This window comes from Myxococcus faecalis (assembly GCF_050039385.1).
GTDB lineage: Bacteria > Myxococcota > Myxococcia > Myxococcales > Myxococcaceae > Myxococcus > Myxococcus fulvus.
On the sequence record NZ_CP144336.1, the window covers coordinates 6,412,360 to 6,432,491 of the forward strand.

Annotated in this window: 16 protein-coding genes; 7 read left to right on the plus strand and 9 right to left on the minus strand. The window is 69.0% G+C overall.

Features of this window, described 5'->3' with window-relative positions:
• Nucleotides 1–11 precede the first annotated feature (11 nt).
• Nucleotides 12–1,268: a calcium-binding protein gene (locus VZQ01_RS25785; RefSeq protein WP_426744942.1), complete on the minus strand. Its 1,257-nt coding sequence runs from the start codon at nt 1,266–1,268 to the stop codon at nt 12–14.
• A gap of 306 nt (nt 1,269–1,574) precedes the next feature.
• Between VZQ01_RS25785 and VZQ01_RS25790 the strand changes: the two genes are divergently transcribed.
• Nucleotides 1,575–3,257 (plus strand): hypothetical protein, encoded by a 1,683-nt coding sequence (locus tag VZQ01_RS25790; protein WP_426744943.1) that lies wholly within the window; start codon nt 1,575–1,577, stop codon nt 3,255–3,257.
• A 47-nt stretch (nt 3,258–3,304) separates the two neighbouring features.
• Here the strand turns inward: VZQ01_RS25790 and VZQ01_RS25795 are convergent, their stop codons facing one another.
• A complete protein-coding gene (locus VZQ01_RS25795) occupies nt 3,305–4,618 on the minus strand; it encodes a hypothetical protein (RefSeq protein ID WP_267699382.1) in 1,314 nt (437 codons plus the stop codon).
• A gap of 245 nt (nt 4,619–4,863) precedes the next feature.
• Between VZQ01_RS25795 and VZQ01_RS25800 the strand changes: the two genes are divergently transcribed.
• On the plus strand, nt 4,864–5,919 hold the full coding sequence (locus VZQ01_RS25800) for a hypothetical protein (protein ID WP_426744944.1): 1,056 nt from the start codon (nt 4,864–4,866) through the stop codon (nt 5,917–5,919).
• Nucleotides 5,920–5,944: 25 nt separating this feature from the next.
• Here VZQ01_RS25800 and VZQ01_RS25805 read toward each other — a convergent pair whose 3' ends face one another.
• Both VZQ01_RS25805 and VZQ01_RS25810 read right to left on the minus strand, forming a co-directional pair.
• On the minus strand, nt 5,945–10,657 hold the full coding sequence (locus VZQ01_RS25805) for a translocation/assembly module TamB domain-containing protein (RefSeq protein WP_426744945.1): 4,713 nt from the start codon (nt 10,655–10,657) through the stop codon (nt 5,945–5,947).
• Nucleotides 10,654–12,783, minus strand: coding sequence for a BamA/TamA family outer membrane protein (locus VZQ01_RS25810; RefSeq protein WP_228556874.1), 2,130 nt, complete (start codon nt 12,781–12,783; stop codon nt 10,654–10,656). Before VZQ01_RS25810 ends, VZQ01_RS25805 begins: the two co-directional genes overlap by 4 nt.
• Nucleotides 12,784–12,949: 166 nt before the next feature.
• Here VZQ01_RS25810 and VZQ01_RS25815 point away from each other — a divergent pair, with 166 nt between their 5' ends.
• Nucleotides 12,950–13,258 carry a hypothetical protein gene (locus tag VZQ01_RS25815; protein WP_141325756.1) on the plus strand — a complete coding sequence of 103 codons (309 nt, stop codon included), beginning with the start codon at nt 12,950–12,952 and terminating at the stop codon, nt 13,256–13,258.
• 65 nt (nt 13,259–13,323) lie between these two features.
• On the opposite strand, the gene VZQ01_RS25820 is transcribed toward VZQ01_RS25815, so the two are convergent.
• Nucleotides 13,324–14,874, minus strand: coding sequence for a 4-alpha-glucanotransferase (locus VZQ01_RS25820; RefSeq protein ID WP_426744946.1), 1,551 nt, complete (start codon nt 14,872–14,874; stop codon nt 13,324–13,326).
• Between the two features lie 134 nt (nt 14,875–15,008).
• Between VZQ01_RS25820 and VZQ01_RS25825 the strand changes: the two genes are divergently transcribed.
• The 4 genes from VZQ01_RS25825 (at nt 15,009) to VZQ01_RS25840 (ending at nt 17,622) form a co-directional block, all read left to right on the plus strand.
• On the plus strand, nt 15,009–15,596 hold the full coding sequence (locus tag VZQ01_RS25825; RefSeq protein WP_141325767.1) for a DNA-3-methyladenine glycosylase: 588 nt from the start codon (nt 15,009–15,011) through the stop codon (nt 15,594–15,596).
• Between the two features lie 35 nt (nt 15,597–15,631).
• Nucleotides 15,632–16,246: an RNA polymerase sigma factor gene (locus VZQ01_RS25830; protein ID WP_141325754.1), complete on the plus strand. Its 615-nt coding sequence runs from the start codon at nt 15,632–15,634 to the stop codon at nt 16,244–16,246.
• Nucleotides 16,247–16,315: 69 nt separating this feature from the next.
• A complete protein-coding gene (locus tag VZQ01_RS25835; RefSeq protein WP_046716292.1) occupies nt 16,316–16,555 on the plus strand; it encodes an anti-sigma factor family protein in 240 nt (79 codons plus the stop codon).
• A complete protein-coding gene (locus VZQ01_RS25840; RefSeq protein ID WP_426744947.1) occupies nt 16,552–17,622 on the plus strand; it encodes a radical SAM protein in 1,071 nt (356 codons plus the stop codon). The genes VZQ01_RS25835 and VZQ01_RS25840 overlap by 4 nt, the downstream gene beginning before the upstream one ends.
• A 14-nt stretch (nt 17,623–17,636) precedes the next feature.
• On the opposite strand, the gene VZQ01_RS25845 is transcribed toward VZQ01_RS25840, so the two are convergent.
• Genes VZQ01_RS25845 through VZQ01_RS25860 form a run of 4 tightly spaced genes read right to left on the minus strand, consistent with a single transcriptional unit; the run spans nt 17,637 to nt 19,473 of the window.
• Complete coding sequence (locus VZQ01_RS25845) at nt 17,637–17,954, minus strand: hypothetical protein (RefSeq protein ID WP_426744948.1); 318 nt, start codon at nt 17,952–17,954, stop codon at nt 17,637–17,639.
• A gap of 26 nt (nt 17,955–17,980) precedes the next feature.
• Nucleotides 17,981–18,415 (minus strand): hypothetical protein, encoded by a 435-nt coding sequence (locus VZQ01_RS25850; RefSeq protein ID WP_223782614.1) that lies wholly within the window; start codon nt 18,413–18,415, stop codon nt 17,981–17,983.
• A gap of 35 nt (nt 18,416–18,450) precedes the next feature.
• Complete coding sequence (locus VZQ01_RS25855; RefSeq protein ID WP_141325749.1) at nt 18,451–18,636, minus strand: hypothetical protein; 186 nt, start codon at nt 18,634–18,636, stop codon at nt 18,451–18,453.
• A 39-nt stretch (nt 18,637–18,675) separates the two neighbouring features.
• On the minus strand, nt 18,676–19,473 hold the full coding sequence (locus tag VZQ01_RS25860; protein WP_426744949.1) for a barstar family protein: 798 nt from the start codon (nt 19,471–19,473) through the stop codon (nt 18,676–18,678).
• Nucleotides 19,474–20,132: the final 659 nt, after the last annotated feature.

Here is a 20,132-nt window from a genome sequence, read left to right on the forward strand (position 1 = left end):
TCGGGCCGGGTTCACAGATACGGCGTGGTGCTCACCGGATTGCCGAGTTCGCTCTGGAGCGTGTTGCGCACGGACATGCTCACGGGCCACCGCCAGGCAATCTCGAACACGTCGGCCAGGTTGACGTTGGCCGCGCGGCTGGCGGCGAGCACGAAGTTGTCCGCCGAGGTGTAGGGGCTCGTCGCCGTGCCGGGGATGGCGCCCACCTTGCGCCAGAGCTGGAAGATGAAGGGCCAGCCGTGGACGTGCTTGAGGCGGAGCACGAAGGAGGCGAACAGGTCCGTCGTGTCCAGGCCGCCGACGCCCTGCTTCACGAGCAGCGTATTCGCCCAGTCATGCTGGTAGCACGTCGTGCTGCCCGGCGAGACGCGCGTGCCGGAGACGCCCGGCGTCGTGCACGGCGCCGTGAGGGTGCGGTACGTGTTCACCAGGGCCTTCACGTTGTTGTAGAGGCCCGCGTGCCCCGTGGAGACGGGCAGCGCGTAATAGTCCATGGACAGGAAGCGCATCAGCACCGCGTAGCCCGTCACCATGGCGTGGGCGTAGTTGCCGTTGGTGGACGCGAGCTGGTTCTCGTAGAACCAGAAGTTGCGGCCCAGCTCGTAGAATCCCGTGTTGTTGAGCGTCGCCACCGTGGCGAGGGCTTCCGCGCAGATGTCCGTCTGGTACAGGTTGTAGCGGAACTCGATGCCCGTCCGGCCGCGCTCACCGCAGGCCGGGTCCGTGGAGCTGCCGCAGCCCGTCGCGTACCCCGAGGGCAGCACGGCCATGCTGTTCAAGCCGTAGTAGTTGCGGAAGAGCGAGGGCTGAGCGCCCGTGACGTCCTTGTAGAAGGTGTAGCCCCGGTCGAACCCATCCACCAGCAGGGCCATCTGCGCGGTGATTTCCTTCGTCGAGCTCGCGCAGGTGGTGATGTCCGGCGTGCGCAGGGCGACGTACTGCCCCTTCCAGACATAGAGCGAGTGCGTCAGCCCCTGCTGCGACGTGTAGTTCGCGCGGAGCTGGCAGTACCAGGAATAGGCGTCGTTGAAGTTGCGGTACGCGGCCTGGAAGCCATTCGTGTGCTGCGTCTGGCACGCCTGGTTGAGGTCCATTCCCAGGTACTGGCCATTCTTGTAGCAGGACCAGCCATACGCATTGTTCGCGGTCAGCGTGGCGAAGGCTCCCGAGCCGTAGCGCTGCACGCAGTGCGCGGTGAGGTCCAGCCCGGGCAGTTGGAGGGCGGCCTGCGCGCTCCCCGGCGCGACGGCTCCCCAGACCAACGCCACGGCTCCAACGGCCCCAAGACATGAACGAGCAATCGCGGAGCGCCTGGCGCCCCACGGCTGGTGCTGAGACATGTGGTGATTCCCCCTCTGCGAAATGACGCGGGCCGCCCCGACCTGGAGGTGTCGTCACGGGATGAGGGGGCGGCCCGCTCCCCTTGAAGCTCACAGGGTAAAGACGAGATACACGGAAAGAGCGGGGTGCACAACTGGGTCAAAATAGTTCCCTACTATCAAAAGTTGATGCTCGGTTCATGCGGTCAGGACCACCCCAGGAGGTGGGAGGGATTCGGGGTAAGAGGGCGGCCGATGACGGACGCACGGTGGACGCGCGTGGGACTTGGGCTGGGACTCCTGGGGTTGGGGGGGCTGGCCGCGCGACTGGCCTTGCACAAGGCCTTCAGCATCGACGAGTTCCAGTATGCCCATGCGGCGTGGCTCGTCTCGAAGGGGCAGGTCCCTTACCGGGACTTCTTCGAGGTGCACTTCCCGCTCGTGTACCAGGCGCTGGCGCCGTTGTTCTGGCTGCTGGGGGACTCGCCCAGGGGCGTGCTCGCGTTGCGCGCGGCCATGCTGGTGCCGCTGTTGGGGAGCTGTGTCGCGGTGGCGGTGCTGAACCGGCGCGAGGGCCCGGTCGTGCGCTGGCTGGGGCCGCTGCTGCTGCTCTCGTGCGTGCCCTTCACGCGCTTCGCCACGGAGATTCGTCCGGATGCGCTATCCACGGCGCTGTTCCTGGGCGTGCTCGCGGCGCTGTCGGTGCGGCCGGGGACGCGGTGGCCAGGCTTCGTGGCGGGGCTGGCGTACGTGGCCGCGCTGTGGGCCTCGCAGAAGGTGCTGTTCTTCGGCGGGGTGGTGGGCGCGGCGCTCGCGGTGGACCTGATGGTTCGGCGCGGACGTGCACCCGCGCTGGTGACGCAGCCGGGGATGTTCCTGGCGGGCGCGGGCGTGGGGCTCGCGGCGGTGGCGGCGTACCTCACGGCGACGGCGTCGTGGAGCGCGTGGTGGCAATGGTGCTTCGTGTGGGCCGCCGAGCACCAGCGTCACTATCCCGGCTTCTCGCCATGGGACTACATGGGGCCGCTCTTGCGTGAGCAGCCGTGGCTCTTCGGCCTGGCGGGGCTGGGCGTGGCGGCGACGGTGCGACGGTGGTGGAGCGCGGGGCCCGCGCGCTGGGCGGACACGGACCTGCTGTTGCTGCTCGCGGTGGTGGCGACGTTCGGCTCCTACGCGCTCCAGCGCGCGCCCTTCCCATACAGCCTGCTGCCCTGGCTGGGCGTGCTCGCGCCGTTCATGGCGCGTGGGGTGGGCGTCCTCGTCGAGCACGTGCGCGCGCGGGTGGCCCTGGGCGTGGCGCTGGGCGTGCTCGTCTGCCTTCAGGCGTGGCGCTTGGAGTCGCTGCTCGACGGGGAGGGCAATGCCAGACAGCGGGAGGTGCTCGAGCGCATCGCCACGCTCACGGGGCCGGAGGACGTGGCCTATGACAACTCCGGCGGCTACGTGAGCCGGCCGCACGCGCACTTCTACTTCTACACGGATGCGTACCTGCGCGGCGCCATCCCGGACCAACTGGCCCGCGAGGTGCCCGAGGCGCTGGTGGAGAAGGGCTGCGTGCTGCGCGTGGATGACCTGCGGACGTCCGGGTTGCCGCCCGGGCTGCGCGGGTTCCTCGACACGCACTACCAGCCGTACGACGGGGACCTGTTCCTCTGGGGCCAGCGGTACGACGTGAAGAACGGGGACAGGCTGGAGGACCGCTTCCTCGCCGTGCGGCAGGGGCGCTACTTCGTCGAGCCCGCGTCGGTGCTCGAGACGGGCGCGCTGTTCATCGATGGCCAGCGGGTGACCCAGGCGGAGCTCGTGCTCGAGCGCGGCGAGCACCCGGTGCGCTACGAGGGCCCCGCGGAGCACTTCCACCTGCTCTGGCTGCCTCGCGACGGCCGGCGGTGGACGCCGAGGCCGGACGCGAGGCCCACCTACTCACGCCTGTTCTGAACGGGGCGGGAGCGCGATTCACCGCGGTCCCGCCTCCGTCCGGACGGCTACTTCACGCAAGGCACCTGTCCACCGGCCTGCTCGTACGCACGGACGCGGCTGGCCAGGTTGCCGTTGTCGGTCTCCGGCGACGTCTGTCGGCCCTCACCCGCGCCGAAGGAGAAGCCCACGGAGTGCGCGGCGGCGAGCTCCGCGGTGTGCGAGAAGAAGTAGTCCACGCGGTTGTCCTTCCAGCGCGTGTTGTTGTTCGGCAGGCTCATGTTGCCCACCGGCAACTGCCACCAGAAGTTCGGCTTGCCCAGGCGCTCGGAGATGGCGGCGGCCCAGGTGAAGGCCTGGCGGAAGTGGGGCAGCTTGCGGTTGTCCACGTCCCACCACGTCTCCTCGCCGATGCTGTCGTAGAAGCCCGCGTCGCGGTCCGACGCCTCCACGACGATGAAGTCCGTGTCCGCCGCGCCCAGCTTCGACAGGAAGTCGGCCACCTTGCGCGCCTCGGCCGCGATGTCGAAGGACGCGTTGGTGTTGAGGTACACGTCGACGCGCGTCGACCAGGGACTCGCGTGCAGGCTCACCTTCGCGTTCGGCGCGTACTTGCGCGCCATCGCAATCATGCAGCGGCTCAGGCCCGACGCGGTGTTCGCCATGCCTCCGCAATCCGTGTTGTTCGCGCTCGCCACCTGCGCGGGCACCGAGTCCGGGTTGCCATTGGAGAAGAACTGGAGATAGCCCCACAGGTCCGGCTCCAGGTGGAGCAGGGCGCGCGCGCTGCCCACCTGCTGCAGCGTGAAGCGATAGTCCGCGAAGTAGCGCCGCATCACCGCCGCGTCGTTGAGTGCCGTGAGTTGCTGCTCGCCCTCGCCCGAAGGGCCCACGCTGCCCAGCAACTGCTGGTAGTACGTGATGAACGGAATCTGCGGTTTCTTTCGCCCCGCTGCCGCAGATACGAACGTGCGTATGTAGTCTCCCGGTGGCTGCGACAGGTCCTGCCAGCACCCCCACCACGAGCATTCTCCGTTCGCGCAGGATGTTCCCCCAGCGCTGCACCCAGAAGTGCACGACGTGCACACGTTGTTCGAGTCCACCAGTCCGCTGGCGATGTACAGGTAATGCACGTCGAATGGAGCGCTGGCCGCAGTGCTGTCCTCCATTTGCGCGCCTACCAGTAGCCGGTCCTTGCCCAGCGACTCCAGGAACGTCTCTCCCAGGCAGTCGCCGCTGGCGGTGCCACCCCCATCCGGATTGTTCGTCCCGCCATCCGCCGCGGGTGTCTTGTCGTCGTCATCCGAGCTGGAGCAACCGCCCAGCACCGCGAGGGACAAGCTGACCACCACCAGACGCTTCAGCCACATCGAGCAGGGCATGTGCATACGCCCGGGACGCTAGCCCGACGCGCCGCGTGAGCCTCAAGTCCCCTGGACTCCAGGACAGCGCTCGCGCTCATGGCGCCCATCCAGCTTGGCGCCAATAATCTGTTATTCCTTCAATTCAAGAAATTCTTGAGACGTGAGGCAGGGGCCGGGTAGACGAGAAGGCTCCCCCCCTGCCGGGCCCGCTGGGAGGCGAGCGCTTCACTCGCGGGCACGGCGCATCTCCCCTCGAGGCCGTGATGAAGACGCGACTGTGGTGGCTCATGGTGCCCGCGCTGTTGGCGGTTGGCTGTGGCCCTGTCGAAGAGGAGCAGGACGAGTTCGTCGACGAGCTGACCGGACAGGTGTTGCAGCGAGCCACGGTGAAGTACGACATGCACCGGCTGCTGGAGGACGACAACCTCCTGGGCCACCAGTGGATTACGACCGAGCAGGTGCAGGCCTTCCTGACGCAGCAGGGCTCGTACCTGGCCACGTATCGGGACCCGGCCTTCAGCAACAAGACGGCGGCGGCGCTCATCGTCGAGCGCTCCAAGGCGTTCGGCATCAGCCCGCTGTACATGCTCGCGCGCATCCAGGTGGAGTCCAGCCTGGTGCAGAGCGGCACCTCCAACAACCTGAGCAAGGCGACCGGCTGTGGTTGTCCCGACAGCAGCGGGTGTGACGCGCAATACGTGGGCTTCGGCAAGCAGATTGATTGCTCGGCGAAGAAGCTGCGCGGCTACTTCACGGACCTGGACGCGGGGCGGGCCACCGTGTCCGGCTGGAAGGTGGGCACGGCGAAGGCGACGTTGGACCCGTGCACGGTGAAGCCGACCAACAAGGCCACCGCGGCGCTCTACACGTACACGCCCTGGGTGGGCGCGTACGCGACGCAGTGTGGCCGCACGACGGTGGGCGGCTCGTCGCTGGTGTCGGTCATCTACCACCGGTACGCGGATGGCGGCTTCAACTGGGGGGCCCCGACGTCCACGGGCTGCGTGTCGGAGACGGCGGGCACGACGGTGCCGGAGCTCGGCTGCGTGCAGAGCTCGTCCGATGCGATGTGGCGCCAGTGCGTCTCCGGCGTCTTCACCGCGGGCAGCACCACGCGTCCCACCAACTGCACCCAGGCGTGGCCGTGGTGCTCCTCCGCCACGCTGGGCCGCTCGGTGCCCGCGCGCACCTGCGTGCAGTCCTCGTCGAACCAGCAGTGGAGCCAGTGCGGCGTGGGCGGCGCGTGGGTGAGCTCGCCCATGGCGCCCGACAGCGGCGCGGGCCCGGTGGGCGCGTGCTTCGAGATGTACTGGCTGTAGCCCCCTCGCGCTTGGAGGGCGGCCCTCAGTACTCGTTGGTCCAGATGAGGTCGAGGCCGCCCGAGCGGGCGTCGCCGTACTGTCCTTCCAGGCTCCAGCGCGGTCCGAACTGGTACTCGAAGCGGACCGCGTTGGAGTTCTCACCCTGCTGGATGTTGGCGCCCACGCGTCCGGTGTAGCCGACGTAGATTTTGTCGGTGACGTAGGTGCCCACCTCCAGCTTGGTGCCGGCGATGCCCGCGCCGCCCGCTTCAATCGACAGCACGTCCAGCGGCAGCTTCGCGGCCAGCGCCTTGCGCGCCTCGTTGGCGACGAGCGATCCCACCACGGAGGCCGCCTGCGCGCTGGCCGTCATGGACGCGCCGGAGCCTCGCTCCAGCGTGCGCCGGCCGGTGGCGAGCAGCGTGTAGATTTCGGACTCGGGCAGGGGCGGCTCGCTCGTGGGCTTCAGGGTGATGTCGCGGCCCTGGCCCCGGATGGTGACGTACACCGTGATGTTGGAGCTCTCGGCGCGGTGCTCCGCGGTGACGTTGATGTACGGGACGGTGGGCGGGCCGGTGAAGCTCACCAGGCTGTCGCGCTGCACGTCGAAGCGGCGGCCCAGCACGTCCACGCGGCCGCGCAGCACGCGCACCTGTCCGAAGAGGCGCGCCACGTCGGTGTACTCGACGCGGAAGTCCTCCGACAGGCCCAGCTCCACGTTGAGGTCGCTGCCCTTCACCCAGATGTTTCGTGGCGCGTTCACGTTCACCCAGTACGCACGCTGGGGCTTCGGCTCGTCGCCCGTCTCCAGGTCCTCCTCCGCGTCGGCGGGCGTCGGAGGCTCCGTGGCCGGACCCGCGGCGACCTCGGGCTCGGGGTCTCCGGGCGAGGGCTGCTGGGGCTGCTTGCGCTTGCGCCGCTCGATGGGCTGACCGTTGCGCACGAGCACCACGTCGCCGGGGCGCTCCAGGTCCTGGAGGTCCTTGCGCTTGGCCTCGGGCAGCTCGACGGTGGCCTCCGGCACGGAGACGTTGCGCAGGTTGACCAGCCGCTCGGAGATAGTGCCCTCCACCTTCGCGCGCAGGCTCAGCACCGCCATCAGCTGGTCGTCGAAGACGATGGGGAAGTCGCGGGCGCGCAGCGGGTAGGGGTTGTCCTGGGGGCTGGTCAGCTCGTACTCGCCCCGGGGGTTGCGCGTGGCCGTCAGCGGCGCGTCCAGCCAGACGGTGCCGCCGCCGGCCTTCATGGACAGCGTGTTGATGGCCAGGCGCTCCTGGCTGGCCTCCAGCGCCAGCTGGATGTCGCGGTACTCACCCAGCCCCATCAGCGCGAGCTTGCCGTCCTTCCACTTCATCGACCCCTGGAAGGTGGGCACCGCGAGCGTGCCCGCGAGCTTCGCGTCCGCCTGAATCAGCCCGCCGATGCTGCGCAGCATCTCCGCCGCGCCGGACAGGAACGACGGGTCGAAGTCCTTCGCCTGCAGCGTCACCTCCATGGGCGCGCGCGAGGTGTCCAGGCCGCGGCGAATCGCGGGCAGCGACACGTCCAGCTCCAGGCCGCCGTCCACCATCATGGTGCCGCCCGACGGCGCGGTGAGCAGCACGTCGAACTTGGAGCGCGCGTCCTGGTAGCCGTACTGCAACCGCGCCTGCCCCAGCGCCAGCGCGCCCATGCCCAGCTTCTGCACGCCGGCGGTCAGCTCCATGCGCGGCGCGTCCAGCGTGCCTCGCGCGGCCAGCTCCACCGCCAGCTCGCCCTGCAGGCCCTTCTGGGACGACGGCGCGCCCGTCCGCTGCGCGCGCTCACCCGTGGCGCGCGCCTTGGCCACGCCGGGTAGCTGCTGCAGCGACACCGGGCCCAGCCGGCCCTTGAGCTGGAAGGGGATGTGTCCGTAGACCTCCTGGTCCTGCAGCGCGCCCAGCGGCGCGTCCAGCGTGAGGTCCAGCTGCGCCAGGGGCCCGTCCTCGCGCTGCGCGGCCAGCGTCACGCGCACGTCCTGGTCGTCACCCACCACGCCCAGCTGGCTGTTCATCGGCGGCAGCCCGTACGCGGTGAGCCCCACGCCCAGCACGCTCAGGCGCGCCTGGGGCACCAGCGCGGAGCCGGTGAGGTTGAGCTGCACCGACACGTTGCCGCCGGGCTTCTGCAGTCCGCCCACGCCCTCGAACTGGGCCAGGGGCAGCTCCGCCACGCGGGCCTCCAGGTCCACCGACGCGGAGAGGAGGTCCTCGGCTTGCGGCGGCCGCGCCATCATCCCGCCCACCGTGAAGGGCGTGCGCAGCACCACGTACGTCTGCTGGGTGCCCAGCCCGCGCATGTCCAGGCGCGCGTCCAGCGTGCCGTCTTCCTTGTCGGAGGCCGCGCGCAGCTCGAAGTCCAGCGGGGCCTTCAAGGCGAAGCCCGGGGGCGGCGCGCTGTAGTTCACCTGCTGGCCGCTCACCACGAAGTCCAGGCGCGGGTCCCTCGCGGTGCCGTCCACCACGAGCTGGGCGGACACGGTGCCGCTCACCGGCTCCGGGCGCTCGAGCAGCTTCATCACCCCGGCCAGGTCCACGCCCTCCAGGTTCGCCTTGAGCAACAACGTGTCCTTGCGCCGCTTCAGCACGCCCTGCACCGGCACGTCGAAGTTCGCGGTGAGCTTCGCCACCGGCAGGCCCGCGGAGAGCGTGCCCTGCGCGCGGTCCTTCACGTACGTCGCGTCCAGCGCGAGCTGCAGGTCCTCGTAGCCCTTGGCGCGCCCGTCGCTCCAGCTCAGCTTCACCTGCGCGTCCGGGCGCGGCATCCGGCCCTGCGCGGTGACGAAGCCCGACACCGTGCCGCCCAGCCCCAGCGACTCCGGCACCGCGACGCGCGGCAGCAGCGACAGGTCCACCGCTTCCAGGTCCACGCGCGCCGTCAGCCGCTCGTTGACCAGCAGGGCGCGCACGCCCAGCGCCTGTCCGCCCGAGCCGAGCCGCAGCGCGGGCTCCACCTCCACCTTGCCCCCGCCGAAGCCCACGTGCGTGGGGCCTTGCAGCTTCCACGTCGCCTCCGGCCACGACAAGGTCAGCGCCTCCAGCGCCAGCCCCATGCCGTCGTCGTCCACCAGCCCCGCGAGCGTCAGCCCCAGCGCCGTGTCGCCCATGACGCGCACGCTGGCCTCCAGGCGGCGCTCCTCGGTGGCGATGCCCACGGACACGTCGCGGAACAGTCGCTCGCCCACCTTCAGCACGCCCACCACCAGCGTCGCGTCGGTCGTCAGCGGGCGGGTGGCGTCCGGCACCTCCGCGTTCAGCGTGAGGTTGCGAATCGCGTAGTCGCCGTAGGTCAGCGACGTGAAGTTGCCCTGCGCCACCACGCCGGGCGCGCGCACGGGGCCCTCCACCTTGAACTCCAGCGTGCCGCTGCCGGAGATGGGCGGCACCGCGCCGGGCAGCAGCTTCGTCAGCGAGTCGGACAGCAGGGCCAGGTTGCCCGCCGTCAGCCCGCCGTCGATGCGCACCGCCTGCGCCGTGCCCTGGCCCTTGGCCTGGAGCGAGGCGCCCGGCACCAGCACCAGGAGCCGCGACAGCGTGTACTGGCCGTCCTTCGCCTTCGCGTGCAGCTCCACGGGCCCCAGCGGCTGGCCCTTGAAGCGCGACGGCGACACGGTGAGGTCCACCTCGCCGTCGAGCGTCTCCAGGCTGGTGCCGCCGCCCTTCGCGCTCAGGTCCGCGGACAGGCTCGTCTTCGGCCCCTCGGCCACGAGCGCGGACAGGTCCACGCCTCGCACCTTCACGGTGACGCCGCGGGTGCGCAGGCGCTCCAGGTCCACGTCGCCCTTCAGCTCGAGCGTCGCGTCCGCCGCCTTGCCGGACAGCTGGGCCTGGGCCAGGTCACCCTCGATGCCCGCCGTGCCCTCCACGTGCACGGGCACCAGCAGGGGCCACGAGGGCACGAAGCCGCGCGGCAGCTCCGGCGGCACGGTGAGCTTGCGCACCACCAGGTCCGCCTTCAGGGCGCCAGGAGGCTGGCCGGGCGGCGTCTCGGCGGGGAGCTTCGCGTTGGCGCTCGCGTCGAGCAGGAGCCCCGCGAGGTCCAGCTTCACGTCCGCGTCCAGCGCGCCCTCCTCGCCGCCGCCCTTGAGGCTCAGCTTCACGGGGCCCTTCGTCGGCTGCGTCAGGGCCGCGGTGGCCTCCAGCGTGGCGCCGAAGCCCTGCGTCGCCGCGGCGAAGTGTCCGGAGGCCGTGGCGTCCAGGTCCTCCAGCCGCGCGTGCCGCTCGCCGCCGTCCTCCAGCTCCTGCCGGAAGTCGACGTAGCCGTCCTGGAGCACCAGCGCGTCCAGGTCCACGCGCAGCTTGCCGCGCGGACCGGGTGGCTCCTCGGGCTTGGGCACGCGGGGCGCAATCGCGCGCGACAGGTTCAACCCGCGCTCGTCCTGGGCCAGGTAGAGGCGGGGCGCCTCGATGCGGGCCTCCGTCAATCGGACCTGTTGCTGGAGGAGTCCGCCCAGCCGCACGCGGGCCTCGACGCGGGCAATCTCCGCGACCAGCTCCCCCTCCGGGTCATACAGCTTCACCCCGGTGAGCACCGCGCCCGGCGGCGCCAGGTCCAGGCCCCCGACTTCGAGCCTGCCGGAGAACTGCTCGTTGGCGATTTGAAGCCCCTTGCCCACCAGGAACCGCTCGCCCGGCGCGGACGTCGCCCAGACGAGCACGCCCACCACGGCGAGCACGATGAAGGCCAGGCCGCCCAGCAGCCCCCACAGCAGTCGTCGCCCCCAGCGTCGCCGGCTCAAAACGCCTCTCCAATCGACAGGTGCAGCGCGCACTGTCCGTCAGGGGCCCCCGCGAAGGTCGCCTGCCGGGAGGTGGGTCCATCCGGCTTCCACTTGCTGCCGATGCCGAAGCATCCACCGGAGGACGGATAGATGTACCCCGGCGTGGCCACGGGCAATCCCTGGCCCAGGTTGAGCCGCCGCGCGATGTCCAGGCGGATGGGGCCCACCACCGTCAGGTAGCGCAGCCCCAGGCCCACCGCGTGGTAGTGCTCGGGACCGAACAGCCGCGGCGCGCGCGGCGAGTCGAAGCCCTCCACCCCCACCAGGCCCGAGTCCCAGAACGTCGCCAGCATGATGCTCTCGGTGATCTGGTAGCGCAGCTCCAGCGAGGTCTCTATCAGGCTGTTGCCGCCCACCGGCACCGTCTCCCACTCCTCGTTCTGCACCGGGGTGTCCGGCTCGCCGTCCCCGTTGGTGTCCTCCTGCTTCTCCAGCGCGGCCAGGGGCGACAGGCGCTGGCCGTTGAAGCCGCGCATGGACGTGGCGCCGCCGGAGAAGAAGCGCGTGACGATGGAGCTCTGCGAGTTGCCCGCCGGGTTGAGCGTCCCCATCCGCAGCTTGCCCGCCAGCACCACGCGCTTCTCCTCGCCGAAGGAGCGGTAGAAGCGCAGGTCCGGCAGCAGCCGCACGTAGTTGAAGTCACCCTGCAGGAAGCCGCCGCCCTTCTGCACGGACATGCTCACGTAGTAGCCGTCGCGCGGCTCCACCGGGTCGTCGCGCCGGTCCCACGCGAACGCGACCTCCAGGAAGGAGAGCGACACGTCACAGCGCGTCTGCCCCTCGCCGCAGCCCAGGATGACGGGCGGCACGCGCGAGTCCGCGCTCACCCGACCCGACAGCCGGTACACCTGGAGGTTGTAGGACGGGAAGACGGAGAAGTTGCGGTGCGGCTGCCAGATGACGCCCGTCTGCAACCGGCCGCCGTAGAAGTCGTAGGCCTGCTCCAGGCCCTTCTCCAGCGTGAGCGAGGTCTGCTGGCGCAAGTCCCGGAAGAGGAAGCGCGGCTGCTCGTACTCGCCCGTCACCTCGAACACCGGGCCCTGCTTCGACGTGCTCAGGATGTTGGGGATGAAGGCGTAACCGGCGCGACCCCGCACCGTCACCCGGCGCAGGCCGCCCAGGAAGTTGCGGTGCGTCCACTCGCCCAGCGCGCGGACCTCCTGGCGCGCGGCGTCCACGCCGATACCACCACCCAGCCGCACCGAGCGGAACGGCGCCTCGCGCACGTCCACCACGACGGGCACCGTGGCGGACTCGCGGTCCGGCGCGCCCCGGTTCACCTTCACCGCGCCGAACACGCCCATGCGGAACACGCGCGCCTGCGCCTCCGCGAGCGCCGTCTCGCTGTACCAGTCCCCCTTGCGCAGCGCGCCCTGCACCTGCTCGATGATGCGGCGCGGAGGCACCTCGGGGTTGGCGTCCGTGGCCACGAAGGTGTTGCCGAAGCGGTAGCGAAGTCCCGGCTTCACGTCGAGCCGCACCCGGGCCAGCTTCGTGTCCACGTCCACCTGGACCTCGCCCGACACCTCGGCCTCCGCGTAACCCTGCTCGCGCAGCTGCTCCTGCATCGCGCCCTTGGACTCCTCCCACGGCCCCTCGCGGAAGATGTCGCCCTTCTTGAAGGGCAGCTTCGACTCGAGCCGCTCGCGGTGCTTGCCGCGCTCCTCCTCCGGCAGCGCCTGCAGCCCCTCGATGGTGATGTCGCCGATGCGCGTGGGCTCGCCCTCGTTCACCTCCACGAAGAGCTCCACCGCGTCGCCCTTGGGCTTCACCTCGCTGTCCACCACCTCCGCCTGGTAGTAGCCCTGGGCCTGGTAGTAGCGCTCGATGCGGCGCAGGTCCGCCTGCCACGCGTTGGGGTCGAAGTAGTTGGGCCCGCCGAACGGCCAGAACGCCCACCACGGCGTCTGCGACGTGAGGATGCGGTCCTTGATGTCTCCCTCGCTCACCTGCTTCGTGCCCTCGATGTCGAGCCTGGCGACCTTGGGTCCCGGGGGCGGCGTGGACGTGGTGGCACAACCCGCCATGCTCAGGAGCAGGGCGACGGTGGCGATGCGGAGGAGTCGGAGCAGGTCAACGGCCACGGACTGTTCATACCCGGAAGGCAAGAGGGGCAGCGCGTCTTGTGGAGGACGACCTCCTCCCTTTGTCGCATTCCAACGTCTCTTCATCCCGGCCTCTGTCGGCAAGTCCTTGCTCGAAACACCTCGACACGTGCAAGCCGCGCCAAGGTGCGCCAGATTGGGGGCCATGCTCCTGTCCCGCCGAATCAGAGTCCTGGTGTTCTGCGTGGTGTCGGCGCTCGCCTCCGCCTGCGGCGTGGATGACGACGAGGTCGTCAAACTCCGAGAAGGTGAGAGCCTCGCGGACGCCGAGTACTGCGGCTCCTTCGGCTGCGAGCAGATCTACGAGTTCTGCGCCGAGGTATTCCTGGAATTCGGCCGCTCTCCGCCCATCTGCGTCACCGAGGACGTCTGCGACAGGCTCGAGTGCGCGAACTCCAACCGCCGCTGCGCCATCTTCGATGGCTTCCCCGGTCAGGTGAAGTGCATCGACTGAGGTGAGGGCCACGCCACCGCGCCCGGGTGCGAATCACCCCGGGCACGGCGGTGGGAAGGCGTCCTTCAGCGGCGCGCGGAGGCGGTGAGCCAGGCCAGCTTCTCGGCGGCCTCGCGCGTCGTGGCGTCGTTGAGCAGCGAGCCCACGTCCTGGGCGATGCGGTAGGCCCAGTTCGAGTCGCTCATGGAGCCCGGCAGGTTGATGCGGTCCCGGGTGCCGAGCACGTCCTGCCAGGGCAGCACGCACAAATCACTGCCCGAGTTGAGCGCCGCGGCCAGCAGGGCCCGGTGCACCTCCGGGGTGAACTCGCGCGACACCGGCACGCCGTGGAGCTCCGGCCACGCGCGGGCGGCGGCCTGGCGCTCGTCGTCGCGGGCGCCCTCCCACCACTCCACCATGGTGTCGGTGTCGTGGGTGCCCGTCGTCACCAGGGAGATTGCGGGGAACTGGTGGGGGTTGCGGTACGTGTTGTCGTCGCGCTCCCAGCGCATCACGCGGTAGCCGGGCAGCTTGAGCTCCGCGAGGATGTGGCGCACGAAGGGCGGAATCACGCCCAGGTCCTCGGCGACGATGCCCGCGCCCTCGGAGAGCAGCTCGAAGTGCTTGCGGCCCAGCCGCTTGTGGCTCTCCTCGTCCGGCGGGATGAAGCGCCCGGTGGGCGTCTGCTCGTCGCGAATCCACTGACGGAAGTAGCCCACCGCGTGGTCCACGCGGCGCAAGTCATAGTAGCTGGCGGCCTTCTTCGCGCGCGCCTTGAGCCAGGCGTAGTCGTCCTTCTGCATGGCGACGAAGTCGAAGTAGGGCAGGCCCCAGTCCTGGCCCGTGGCGGAGAAGTCATCCGGCGGCACGCCCAGCCGCGCGTCGCGGCGCAGGATGGTGGGGTTGGCCCAGCAGTCCGCGCTGTCCTGGCCGATGATGAACGGCTCGTCGCCGCACAGGAGCACGTCCTGGGCGCGGGCCTTGGCGCGCGCGGCGTTCCACTGCTCCTCGGCCACCCACTGCAGCCACGCGTGGTAGCGCACCCGGCGCTCCAATTCCTTCCCCTTGGCGGCGAGCGCCTCCGGCTGACGGGTGCGCAGGCCCTCCGGCCACTCCCACCACGCGCGGCGGTCCTCCTGCTCGCTGATGGCGGTGAAGAGGGCGTAGGTCTCCAGCCAGCCAGCCTGGGCGTCGCGCCACCGGGCGAAGGCGCGGGCGCGCTCGGACTGGGTGGCCCAGTGCTGCGCCTCGAAGGTGTCGAACGCGCGCGCCAGGGCGGCGTCCTTCAGGGGGAAGACCAGGTCGTAGCGGATGCGCGGGGCGCTCCGGGCCTCGGCGAGCTGCCGGCGCTGCTCGTCGGAGAGCGCGGCCTCGCCGCCCGAGGCGGTGAACTCCGGCAGCGCGTGCAGGTCGATGAAGAGCGGGTTGAGGCCGAACGCCGAGCGGGTGGCGTAGGGGCTGGAGTCACCCGGCGCGGTGGGCAGCAGCGGCAACAGCATCAGCAGGCGCTGACGCCCGAGCTTCATCCAGGAGAACAGGCCGTCGAGCGCGCCGAAGTCACCGATGCCGAAATCCGTCGGGGAGCGCAGGGAGAAGAGCGGAAGCAGGAGACCGGAGAGCCGGCCGGGGGTGGACATGGTGCGGCGCAATCTGCACCAGCCCCGCGCTGGAGTGAACTGGTCCGGCGACAGGAAGTGCAGGGCCGTTTTCCGCTGGTGGACGGTTGTCCATTCCAAGGCGCAAGTCGGCCCTGACCGGTACACTGCTGGACGTGAGCGTGTTGCCTTCGTCCTTCTACGCGCGCCCGGCCCTCGTCGTGGCGCGGGAGCTGCTCGGTACGCTGCTCGTCGTGCAGGCGTCCGACGGCGCCCGGCGGGTGGGGCGAATCGTCGAGACCGAGGCCTATATCGGCGAGCACGACCTGGCCTGCCACGCCGCCAAGGGGCTCACCCCTCGCACCGAGGTCATGTTCGGCCCGCCGGGAAAGGCCTACATGTATCTCATCTATGGGATGCACCACTGCTTCAACGTGGTGACGGACGCGCCCGGGGTGGGGGCGGCGGTGCTGGTGCGCGCGGTGGAGCCGGTGGAGGGGCTGGACGCAGGCGCGCGCACGGACGGGCCCGGCAAGCTGTGCAAGGCGATGGGGCTGACGCTCGCGCACAACCGGGTGGACCTGGCCTCACCGGGGCTGCACCTGCTCCCGGGTGTGCCGGTGGAGGAGGGGCGGGTGGAGAAGGGCCCCCGCATCGGCGTGGAGTACGCGGGGGCGTGGGCGGACGAGCCCTTCCGGCTGTGGGTCCGGGACAGTCAACATGTCAGCAAGCGGCCTGGGACGAGGCGTCGCAACCGCGCTTGACGAAGGCGCTTCCGGCTGGTTGGGTGCGCCCCGCCATGTCCGACGAGGTCGCCACGGAAGATGATCGCCAGCTCCTCGCCCGCGCGCAGGACGGGGACATGTCCGCCTTCGAGGCCCTGGTGGGAGCCCACCAGGACAAGGTGTACGGTCTGGCGCTGCGGATGACGCGCTCGGAGGCGGACGCCGCCGAAATCACCCAGGACACCTTCCTGTCGGCCTACCAACATCTCAAGGATTTCCGCGGGGATGCGGCCTTCGGCTCGTGGGTGCACCGCATCGCGGCCAACCATGCGCTCATGCGCCTGCGCCACCGGCGGGTGGCCCAGGCGGCCGAGGCGGAGCTCCAGGGGCCGGAGTTCACCCCCCGGGGTACGCTGGCGGACTACCCCCAGACGGACTGGAGTCGGGACGCCGAGGAGAAGGCCCTGGACGCGGAGCTGGGCCAGGCCATCCGGCAGGCGGCGGACCGCCTGCCCGAGGGGTATCGTGAGGTCTTCCTCTTGAAAGACGTGGACGGCCTCAGTTACGAACAGATTGCGGAAGTGACGGGGGATTCCATCCCCGCCATCAAGAGCCGCCTGCACCGGGCTCGTCTCGCGCTCCGGGAAGCCATCGACGCCTTCTACAACCGCGACAATCCCGGGCCGTGAAACGCGAACGGGGGGCTCCGCATCTTCCGAAGCGAGGACGAGGGCGCGCCGCAGCCAGCCGAGGTTCGGATGTACACCTGTAAAGACTCCATCAACCTCCTGCTGGAATACCTCGAGGGCGAGATGTCGCCCGAGGATTCGCGCCATCTCCAGGAGCACCTGTCCGGGTGCAGCCCCTGTGAGGAGTTCCTCCGCACGTACCGGGCGACGCCCAGTCTGTGCAAGCGCGCGCTGGCGGCGAGGATGCCGAAGGAGGTCAGCACCAAGCTGACGGACTTCCTTCGCACCAAAATCAAGTCCGCCTCGTGAACCTGAAGCAACTCTCGCTCCCGGAGCTGGAGGCGGCGCTCGCGCCGCTCTCCCCGTCCCCCACTGCGGTGCGCAAGGTGTTCGCGGCCGTCTTCGCCCACGGCCGCAAGTCCGTGACGGAGGTGGCGCGCTCGCCGCAGGTGCCCCGCCGGGTGACGGACTACCTGGAAGCCCACGCCGAGATGCCGAGCCTCCAAATCGTGGAGCGCCGCAAGGCGGACGACGGCTTCGTGAAGTACCTCTTCGATTCCCCGCTGGGCGGGCGGATTGAAGCGGTCCGCATCCCCATCTTCGACGAGAAGTACGTCATCTGCGTGTCCAGCCAGGTGGGCTGCGCGCTGGCGTGCGACTTCTGCATGACGGGGAAGTTGGGCTTCAAACGGAACCTGTATACCTGGGAGATATTGGACCAGGTGCTGCAGGTGAGGGCGGAGGCGGACCGGCCGGTGCGGGGTGTGGTGTTCATGGGGATGGGCGAGCCGCTGCTGAACTACAAGGAGACGCTGCGGGCGGCGGGCATCCTGTCGAACCCGGCGGGGTTCTCGATTGCGGGCACGGCGATTACGTTCTCCACGGCGGGGCATGTGCCGGCGATTCGGCGCTACACGCGGGAGGGGCATCCGTACCGGCTGGCGTTCTCGGTGACGAGCGCGATGCCGGAGAAGCGGGCGAAGGTGCTCCCGATTGAGAAGACGCATCCGTTGCCGGAGCTGATTGAGGCCATCCGCGAGTACAGCCAGGTGCGGCGTGAGCGGGCGATGATTGCCTATGTGGCCATCTCCGGCTTCAACCTGGAGCGCGAGGACGCGGAGGCGCTGAAGGTGGCGTTCGAGGGGATTCCCATCAAGGTGGACCTCATCGACGTGACGGACCCGACGGGGAAGTACCTGCCGCCGTCGGCGGAGGAGCTGAGCGCGTTCCGGGACTACTTGCAGGTTCTGAAGGCGCCGGTGGCGCGGCGGTATTCAGGGGGCAAGGAGATTGGGGCTGCGTGCGGGACGCTGGCGGCGACGCAGTACGGCGGCACGGTGATGCCGGTGCCTGGGGCTTCGACCACGACTCCGTGACGGTGGGCGTGGGCTCACTGCGTTGGCGGCGTCAGGTCTTCGCGGAGGATTCGTTCTCGCCAGAGCCGTGAGCGCTCGGCGAACAGCTTCTCGTTCTCCTCCAGGCTCAGGCCTTTGGGCATCGAGGCATCGAGCCGCAGCGCATCGCCGTAGATGTGCAGGAAGCGCGCTCGATGTTCCCAGCCGTCGAAACAGGGGGCGTGGAAGGACGCGTCCTGATACCCCCAGAGTGAATGCCCCTTGGGGATGAAAGCGGGGAACATCACCGGGGCGTCGTCGATGACCTGTTTGCAGAGGATGCATCGACTGAGGCCGGGGAAGAATTGCGCCATGGAGAAGTCCGTTGGAGAGCGCTCGACTACTGAGTGGGGTCTTGGGTTGAGGCGTCGCTCTTGAGGAACAGCTTCGCTCCACTGTGGGCAAGCCGTTCTCGGAGCAGCTCCATCTCGACACGTGTGCCCTCCGCCAATTGACGTGGCAGGGACTTACACAGTTCGCCCGTGTCCTGGATGCTCATGCCCATGACGTCGCGGACTGCGTGGAGAAGCTGGCCTCTTCGTGGGCCTGGTTCTTCGAGACGCAGCGTCCATTTCCCGTGCGTTTCGTAGAAGAGATGGCGGAGGTCTTCCGGGATGCGGGAGTCGTCGCTCTCGAAGGTGTCTCCGCATTCGAGGCAGTGGAACGAGCTGGCGAAGCCCAGCCCCTTGCTCCTTGCCGTCGCCGTGTGGGTGCACTGTTGGAGTGTTCCGCACTGACGACACGACATGCTCGTGGTGATTGTCTCGCGAACCATCTCGTCGTCCTGAGCCCTGCGAGTCCCTCTCGCTGTTAGCGAGGCGTGTTCGCATCCTCTTCGTTGTGCAGGTCGTAGACGGTGCGCGTGCCGTGCTTTTCCTCGAGAAGATTGAAGGCCTCTTCGCCGTCTACCGCCATCACTGTCACCGGTGTTCCAGGCCAAGTGAGGTTCGGGGTCCAGATGAACGCTTTGTACTCTTTCAATTTCTTCTGGGTCATCTCTGTCTGCCTCAAGGGATTCGTGTGCGGAAATAAGTGTCAGAACGTCCCGGCCAGGTACTTGTGTGCGAGGGCTTCAAGGTTCTCCTGGACGCCCAACGCAATGGCTTTGTGAAGGAGTTCCACGCACGAAGGGACATCATCGTTCGGAATGCGTTCACCCGGGATGGTCCTGTTGTGGCTGAGCAGGACGAGCAGGCTCCATGTCGCCTGCTCCCTCAATTCGAGTGATTCGTGGACGCAGAGGCTGGGGAGGGCTCTGGCGAAACGTTCCCGGTCCCAGCCCCGCATCCTGAAGGCAAGGTAGAGTGCATTCCGGATTTGACGCGTCGACCCGTCACGCTGCTCGACGATGTTCATCACGAACTCGAAGCCGTCGAACTTCTGGGAGATGAACTGGAGTTCATCCCGAACGCTGCTGCTGTCCAGCTCCGCCTTGAGTCGCCTCCAGGGTGACCTGGGGCGGATATCCGCGAGCGGCGCCAGGACCCGGTGCCTGTGCTTCTTCGCGAACACGACATCCAGCGCGTAGTCAGTCCTCCCTCGCCAGCTCCCGGCGGACTCCTCCAGCACATGCAGATAGGTGCTGAGGTCCTCGGGAGACAGGGTCGGGAGCTCGTCGTGGATGAGCGTGATGCGTCCCGCTGGGAGCCAGGAGAGATCCCTGAGGGACCTGGAGAGCGCTTCCCACGTTCGCCTGAAGGAATCGGGCAGTCGCAGCGCGGCTTCGAGCGACTGCATCAACTGCTCGGTGCCAGAGGTGCCCGCGGAAACGCGTCCGACATGTGTGCCCTTGGGATGCAACCCTTCGACGTTCTTCACGAAGTAGATGGACATGGGGCGTGGGTGACCCGAATGGGCGAGGCTCATGGAATGCCTCGGAGGCATGGGCCCGTGCAACCTCCGGGCCCTGACGCCTCTGAGGTGAGCCCCTCAACCCCTCCCGTCCATTGTGCGGGACTCGACTCTGGGCCGCAGTCCCGGACCGAGTGAGGACCACCTTGAATTGGAGCAAGACGAAGAGGGGCTCGGGCGGCGTGAAGCCCGTTTGCTCGAGCATGCCAGTCGGAGCCGCATCGGACTCGATGGGAGCCATCCTCGCGTCGTAGTGGCCGGCACGGCCCGAGCCGAAGACTGGGATGATGTAGTGGACGAAAGGTGTGGTGTCGGCGTGGGGCATGACGTGTCCTCGAAAGCTGGATGCGGCGTCGAGGATGCGCGCCAAACTGGCAGATTGGTAGAGCAGGCGTGCAGACCACATCGACAGATTGCAGGGCCGATGGCGGCCGCGGGCGTCCTGAATGACAAAAAGGTTTGCGCCCGATTGCTTTGAGGCGAGGCCCGGTAAAATGCCCGTGGGGTGGGAGCACAGTCCAGGCTTGAGGCCGTGGTCTGTGCTCTTCCGTCGGTAACGGACGCGCGATCTAGAAACTCGCGAGCCCATCCTCAACTGGCTCAAACTGATTCATCTGCCTGGGTGGCTATCGAGGTGTCTT